The 6,535-nt window shown below is 71.2% G+C and carries 7 protein-coding genes and 1 pseudogene; all 8 read left to right on the forward strand.

Features of this window, described 5'->3' with window-relative positions; all coding sequences use genetic code 11:
- Positions 1-47: 47 nt before the first annotated feature.
- The gene (locus ABTX81_RS38565; RefSeq protein ID WP_350555441.1) at positions 48-1,160 is read left to right on the forward strand and encodes a quinone-dependent dihydroorotate dehydrogenase; all 1,113 of its coding nucleotides are present in this window, start codon (positions 48-50) and stop codon (positions 1,158-1,160) included.
- 32 nt (positions 1,161-1,192) lie between these two features.
- Entirely contained in the window at positions 1,193-2,026 is an 834-nt protein-coding gene (gene pyrF, locus ABTX81_RS38570) for an orotidine-5'-phosphate decarboxylase (protein ID WP_350555443.1), read from the forward strand.
- A gap of 359 nt (positions 2,027-2,385) precedes the next feature.
- Positions 2,386-2,712 carry an integration host factor, actinobacterial type gene (gene mihF / locus ABTX81_RS38575; RefSeq protein ID WP_030056187.1) on the forward strand — a complete coding sequence of 109 codons (327 nt, stop codon included), beginning with the start codon at positions 2,386-2,388 and terminating at the stop codon, positions 2,710-2,712.
- Positions 2,713-2,760: 48 nt separating this feature from the next.
- Complete coding sequence (gene gmk / locus ABTX81_RS38580) at positions 2,761-3,318, forward strand: guanylate kinase (RefSeq protein WP_350555445.1); 558 nt, start codon at positions 2,761-2,763, stop codon at positions 3,316-3,318.
- A gap of 36 nt (positions 3,319-3,354) precedes the next feature.
- Positions 3,355-3,621 (forward strand): DNA-directed RNA polymerase subunit omega, encoded by a 267-nt coding sequence (gene rpoZ, locus ABTX81_RS38585; RefSeq protein ID WP_030056185.1) that lies wholly within the window; start codon positions 3,355-3,357, stop codon positions 3,619-3,621.
- A 159-nt stretch (positions 3,622-3,780) separates the two neighbouring features.
- Entirely contained in the window at positions 3,781-5,016 is a 1,236-nt protein-coding gene (coaBC, locus tag ABTX81_RS38590; protein WP_350555447.1) for a bifunctional phosphopantothenoylcysteine decarboxylase/phosphopantothenate--cysteine ligase CoaBC, read from the forward strand.
- Positions 5,017-5,168: 152 nt separating this feature from the next.
- A complete protein-coding gene (metK, locus tag ABTX81_RS38595) occupies positions 5,169-6,392 on the forward strand; it encodes a methionine adenosyltransferase (protein WP_350555449.1) in 1,224 nt (407 codons plus the stop codon).
- Between the two features lie 50 nt (positions 6,393-6,442).
- A pseudogene (locus tag ABTX81_RS38600) lies at positions 6,443-6,535 on the forward strand (NADH-quinone oxidoreductase subunit NuoI); the annotation flags it as partial.

The following is a 6,535-nucleotide window of genomic DNA, read 5'->3' on the forward strand; positions in this document are numbered from 1 at the left end:
ACCAGTACCGCCGGGTGCCCCCCACTTCCATGCCCTGGGAGGACTTTGTGTACAAGCTGCTGTTCGACCTCGTCTTCAAGAAGATGGACCCCGAGAAGGCCCACCACCTGGCCTTCTTCTGGATCCGGCTGGCCTCCTCGGTGCCCGGCCTGCGCGGCCTGGTGCGGCTGGTGCTCGCCCCGCGCGACCGGGCGCTGCGCACCGACGCCCTCGGCCTCGCGCTGCCCGGCCCGTTCGGCCTGGCGGCCGGGTTCGACAAGAACGGCGTCGGCATCGACGGCCTGTCGATGCTCGGCTTCGACTACGTCGAGATCGGCACCGTCACCGGCGAGGCACAGCCCGGCAACCCGCAGCCCCGGCTGTTCCGGCTGGTCGAGGACCGCGCCCTGATCAACCGGATGGGCTTCAACAACCAGGGCTCGGCCCGGGTCGCGGCCCGGCTCGCCGCCCGTCCGCACACCAGCTCCACCCCGGTGGTGGGCGTCAACATCGGCAAGACCAAGGTGGTCGAGGAGGCCGACGCGGTCGCCGACTACGTGAAGTCCACCGAGCGGCTGGCCCGTTACGCCGACTACCTGGTGGTCAACGTCAGCTCGCCGAACACCCCCGGGCTGCGCAACCTGCAGGCCGTCGAGCACCTGCGCCCGCTGCTGAGCGCGGTGCGCGAGGCCGCCGACCGGACCACCCCGCACCATGTGCCGCTGCTGGTCAAGATCGCCCCCGACCTGGCCGACGAGGACATCGACGGGGTCGCCGACCTGGCCCTGGAGCTGGGCCTGGACGGCATCATCGCCACCAACACCACGATCGGCCGCGAGGGCCTGCGCAGCGACGCGGCCCGGGTGGAGGAGATCGGCATGGGCGGCCTGTCCGGCGCCCCGCTCAAGGAGCGCGCGCTGGAGGTCCTGCAGCGGCTGCGCGCCCGCACCGGGGGCCGGCTGACGCTGGTGTCGGTCGGCGGCATCGAGACCGCCGAGGACGCCTGGCAGCGGATCGTGCACGGCGCGGACCTGGTCCAGGGCTACAGCGCCTTCATCTACGAGGGCCCGTTCTGGTGCCGGCGCATCCACAAGGGCCTCTCCGCCCGCGTCCGGGCCGGCGGCTTCCGCAGCCTGGCCGCGGCCGTCGGCAGCGCCGTGGACGACCGCAAGACCGCCTGAACCCCCTGCCAAGAGCTTTCCGGAAGGACGTCATGACCCTCGCCCCCTTCGGCACCCGCCTGCGCCACGCCATGGACACCCGCGGCCAGCTCTGCGTCGGCATCGACCCGCACGCCTCCCTGCTCGCCGCCTGGGGCCTGGAGGACAGCGTCGCGGGCCTGGAGACCTTCAGCCGCACCGTCGTCGAGGCACTGGCCGGCCGGGTGGCCGTGCTCAAGCCGCAGGCCGCCTTCTTCGAACGCTTCGGCTCCCGGGGCGTCGCCGTCCTGGAGAAGTCGGTCGAGGAGGCCCGGGCGGCCGGCGCGCTCGTCCTGATGGACGCCAAGCGCGGCGACATCGGCTCCACCATGGCCGCCTACGCCGAGGCCTTCCTGTCGCCCGGCAGCCCGCTGTTCTCGGACGCCGTCACCGTCAGCCCCTACCTGGGCTTCGGCTCGCTGCGCCCGGCGCTGGACCTCGCCACGGCCAACGGCGCGGGCGTCTTCGCGCTGGCGCTCACCTCCAACCCGGAGGGCGCCGAGGTGCAGCGCGCGGTCGGCGCGGACGGCGAGCCGGTGGCGGCCTCGGTGCTGCGGCAGCTGGCCGCCGAGAACGCCGGCGCCGAGCCGCTGGGCTCGTTCGGCGCGGTGGTCGGGGCGACCCTGGCCGACGCGGGCGTGGACCTGGCGATCAACGGCCCGCTGCTCGCCCCGGGGATCGGCGCCCAGGGCGCGACCATGGCGGACCTGCCGCGGGTGTTCGGCGCCTCGGTGCGCAACGTGGTGCCGAGCGTCAGCCGGGACGTGCTGAAGCACGGCCCCTCGGTGGAGGCGCTGCGGGCGGCCGCCGACCGTTTTGTCCAGGAGTACGCCGACGCGGTCAAGTAGCGGACGGGGCGGTGGGGTTCGCTCCTGGCGAACGCTTCGCAGCGCCGTCATGACGGGCTGCGACGGTCCGCCGGGGTGAGGGCCTGACGTGAGCGCCGTCACATCGGTGCCGCCAAAGGTTCGCAATCACGGTCATTTTGCCCGGGAAAGTCCTGGTCGGCCTTGGCTGACCAGGACTTTTCGTGTTCTTTTCCTGACGTGGCGCCGCAATCCGGGTAGTGTCCGGCGATAGGTCACCGAGGAGCCGCGAAACCTGCTGCTCCCGCAGGTCAGGGGCGGCGAGTTCGCTCTCCGACCGGTGTCCTGGGAAGCACAACAGTCATAGTTCAATCCCTTCCATCCACCCTGAGGTGAACGGCGTGGCTCTTCCGCCCCTTACCCCTGAACAGCGCACCGCCGCGCTCGCCAAGGCCGCCGAGGCTCGCCGGGAGCGCGCCGAGGTCAAGAACCGGCTCAAGCACTCCGGCGCCTCCCTGCACGAGGTGATCAAGGCCGGCAAGGCCGACAACGACGTGATCGGCAAGATGAAGGTCTCCGCCCTGCTGGAGTCCCTCCCGGGTGTCGGCAAGGTCCGGGCCAAGCAGATCATGGAGCGGCTCGGCATCTCCGAGAGCCGCCGCGTCCGTGGTCTCGGCACGAACCAGATCGCCTCCCTGGAGCGGGAGTTCGGCGGCGGTGCCGCCTGACCGTGCCCCGCGGTCCCGGGATCGTCCGCGATCCGGGATAATCGGTGCATGAGTGAGCGTCCGCGGCTGACCGTGCTCTCCGGCCCCTCGGGGGTCGGCAAGAGCACGGTCGTCGCTCATATGAGGAAGCAGTACCCCGAGGTCTGGCTCTCGGTGTCGGCGACGACCCGCCACCCGAGGCCGGGCGAGCAGAACGGGGTCCAGTACCACTTCGTCGACAACGACGAGTTCGACAAGCTGATCGCCAACGGTGAGTTGCTGGAGTGGGCGGTGTTCGCGGGCAACCGCTACGGCACCCCCCGGGCGGCGGTCCAGGAGAAGCTGGAGCGCGGCGAACCCGTGCTGCTGGAGATCGACCTGCAGGGCGCCCGCCAGGTGCGCGAGTCCATGCCCGAGGCGCAGCTGGTCTTCCTGGCCCCGCCGAGCTGGGACGAGCTGGTGCGCCGGCTGACCGGCCGGGGCACCGAGCCGCAGGACGTGATCGAGAAGCGGCTGGAGGCCGCGAAGGTCGAACTGGCCGCCGAGACGGAGTTCGACACGACCCTGGTCAACACCTCCGTCGAGCAGGTGGCGAGCGAACTGCTAGCCTTGCTCGGTGTAGGCTGACCTGTTGTCTTTTCCACCCTTTCGGAAGGTTTTCGCGTGTCCTCTTCCATGACCGCGCCCGAGGGCATCATCAACCCGCCGATCGACGAGCTGCTTGAGGCCACCGACTCCAAGTACAGCCTGGTCATCTACGCGGCCAAGCGTGCGCGCCAGATCAACGCGTACTACTCCCAGCTGGGCGAGGGCCTGCTGGAGTACGTCGGCCCGCTGGTCGACACCCACGTGCACGAGAAGCCGCTGTCGATCGCGCTGCGCGAGATCAACGCCGGCATGCTGACCGCCGAGGCGGTCGAGGCCGCCTGAGGCGGTCCCACCTGCGTGTGAAGGGCCCGTCGGAGTTCCGCTCCGACGGGCCCTTCGGCGTTCCCGGGGGTGTGTGGGGTGCCACAGTGCGGGTGATCGTCGGCGCGCCGTAGGGTTGGCAGGCACCTGAGGACCGTCACGAGGAGAGCTGGGGAAGACATGAGCGGCAGCACGGAGCGGACGGACGCGCCGCGCGTCGTCCTCGGCGTCAGCGGCGGCATCGCCGCGTACAAGGCGTGCGAGCTGCTGCGGCGGTTCACCGAGTCCGGCCACCAGGTGACCGTGGTGCCCACCGCGGCGGCGCTGCACTTCGTCGGCGAGGCGACCTGGGCCGCGCTCTCCGGCCGCCCGGCCGCCACCGAGACCTGGGACAGCGTGCACGAGGTGCCGCACGTGCGGATCGGGCAGCAGGCCGACCTGGTGGTGGTCGCCCCGGCCACCGCCGACCTGATGGCCAAGGCCGCCCACGGGCTCGCCGACGACCTGCTGACCAACACCCTGCTCACCGCGCGCTGCCCGGTCGTCCTGGCACCCGCGATGCACACCGAGATGTGGGAGCACCCGGCGACCAGGGAGAACGTCGCCACGCTGCGCCGCCGGGGCGTGATCGTGCTGGAGCCCGCCAGCGGGCGGCTGACCGGCAAGGACACCGGCAAGGGCCGGCTGCCCGAGCCGTCCGCGATCTTCGACGCCTGCCGCGCGGTGCTGCGCCACGGCGGCGCGCGGGCCGACCTGGCCGGCCGGCACGTGGTGGTCTCGGCGGGCGGGACCCGCGAGCCGCTGGACCCGGTCCGCTACCTCGGCAACCGCTCGTCGGGGAAGCAGGGGTACGCGCTGGCCGCGACCGCCGCCGCGCGCGGCGCCCGTGTGACGTTGATCTCGGCCAATGCCGCGCTGCCCGATCCGGCCGGAGTGGACGTGGTCCGGGTGGCGACCGCGCTGGAGCTGCGGGACGCCGCGCTGAAGGCGGCCCAGGACGCGGATGCCGTGGTCATGGCCGCGGCGGTGGCCGACTTCCGGCCCGCGGTCTACGCCGAGGGCAAGATCAAGAAGGTCGAGGGCGTCGAGCCCGCGCCGGTCGCGCTGGTCCGCAATCCCGACGTCCTGGCGGAGCTCTCGGCCCACCGCACCCGTTCGGGCCAACTGGTCGTGGGTTTCGCGGCCGAGACCGACGACGTGCTCGCCCACGGCCGGGCCAAGCTCGCCCGCAAGGGCTGCGACCTGCTGGTCGTCAATGAGGTCGGCGACGGCAAGGCCTTCGGCCAGGACGTCAACGAGGCCGTGGTGCTGGGCGCGGACGGCAGTGAGACGCCCGTCCCGGTGGGGCCGAAGGAGGTGCTCGCGGACGTCGTCTGGGACCTGGTCGTGGAACGGCTTGATCCTTCCGTCGGCTGATCTCGCAGAGTGGGCGGACGGTCTTCAATTGCGGAATCACGTGACGTTCCTCGATAGCTGACCGTTACACTCCAGGAATCAAGTCTTTCCGGAAGCCCCCGGATCCGTCCGGGGTCTTTCAGTCAGCAGCCGCTGCAACCCCAGGGAGCGCTGTGTCTCGCCGCCTGTTCACCTCGGAGTCCGTGACCGAGGGACACCCCGACAAGATCGCTGACCAGATCAGCGACACCATCCTTGACGCTCTCCTCCGCGAGGACCCGACTTCCCGGGTCGCGGTGGAGACGCTCATCACCACCGGCCAGGTGCACGTGGCCGGCGAGGTGACCACCAAGGCGTACGCCCCGATCGCCCAGCTCGTCCGGGACAAGATCCTGGAGATCGGCTACGACAGCTCCAAGAAGGGCTTCGACGGCGCGTCCTGCGGCGTCTCGGTCTCGATCGGTGCCCAGTCGCCCGACATCGCCCAGGGTGTCGACACCGCGTACGAGGCCCGGGTCGAGGGGTCCGCCCAGGGGGACGACGCTGACGACCTGGACAAGCAGGGTGCCGGCGACCAGGGCCTGATGTTCGGCTACGCGTCCGACGAGACGCCCGAGCTGATGCCGCTGCCGATCACCCTGGCCCACCGCCTCTCGCGCCGCCTGACCGAGGTCCGCAAGAACGGGACCATCCCGTACCTGCGCCCCGACGGCAAGACCCAGGTCACCATCGAGTACGACGGCGACAAGGCCCTGCGCCTGGACACCGTGGTCGTCTCCACCCAGCACGCCAGTGACATCGACCTGGAGTCGCTGCTCACCCCGGACATCCGCGAGTTCGTCGTGGAGCCGGAGCTGAAGGCGCTGGCCGACCAGGGCATCAAGCTCGTCACCGAGGGCTACCGCCTGCTGGTCAACCCGACCGGCCGCTTCGAGATCGGCGGCCCGATGGGCGACGCCGGCCTCACCGGCCGCAAGATCATCATCGACACCTACGGCGGCATGGCCCGCCACGGCGGCGGCGCCTTCTCCGGCAAGGACCCGTCCAAGGTGGACCGCTCGGCCGCGTACGCGATGCGCTGGGTGGCGAAGAACATCGTCGCCGCCGGCCTCGCCCGCCGCGCCGAGGTGCAGGTCGCGTACGCGATCGGCAAGGCGGAGCCGGTCGGCCTGTTCGTGGAGACCTTCGGCACCGAGACCGTGCCGGTCCTCACCATCCAGAAGGCCGTCAGCGACGTCTTCGACCTGCGTCCGGCCGCGATCATCCGCGACCTGGACCTGCTGCGCCCGATCTACTCGCAGACCGCCGCGTACGGCCACTTCGGCCGTGAGCTGCCGGACTTCACCTGGGAGCGGACCGACCGCGTGGAGCAGCTGAAGAAGGCCGTCGAGGCCTGATCGGCTGAGCTGATTGTTTGACCGCAGGTGGCGGCCGCCCGGCTCTCCGCCTGTGCATCGAGGCCTGCCCGACCCGGGCGCTCACCATGACCAACGAGTACGAGCTCGCGGACTCCTCCCGCAAGGACCTCATCTTCACCAAG

This window comes from Kitasatospora sp. NPDC097605 (genome assembly GCF_040302725.1).
In the GTDB taxonomy this organism is placed as follows: Bacteria; Actinomycetota; Actinomycetes; order Streptomycetales; family Streptomycetaceae; genus Kitasatospora.

Excerpts from the sequence above, each read along its gene's own strand:
- gmk (WP_350555445.1), top strand. The coding sequence starts at position 2,761 with ATGAGTGAGCGTCCGCGGCTGACCGTGCTCTCCGGCCCCTCGGGGGTC.
- coaBC (WP_350555447.1), top strand. The coding sequence starts at position 3,781 with ATGAGCGGCAGCACGGAGCGGACGGACGCGCCGCGCGTCGTCCTCGGC.
- pyrF (WP_350555443.1), top strand. The coding sequence starts at position 1,193 with ATGACCCTCGCCCCCTTCGGCACCCGCCTGCGCCACGCCATGGACACC.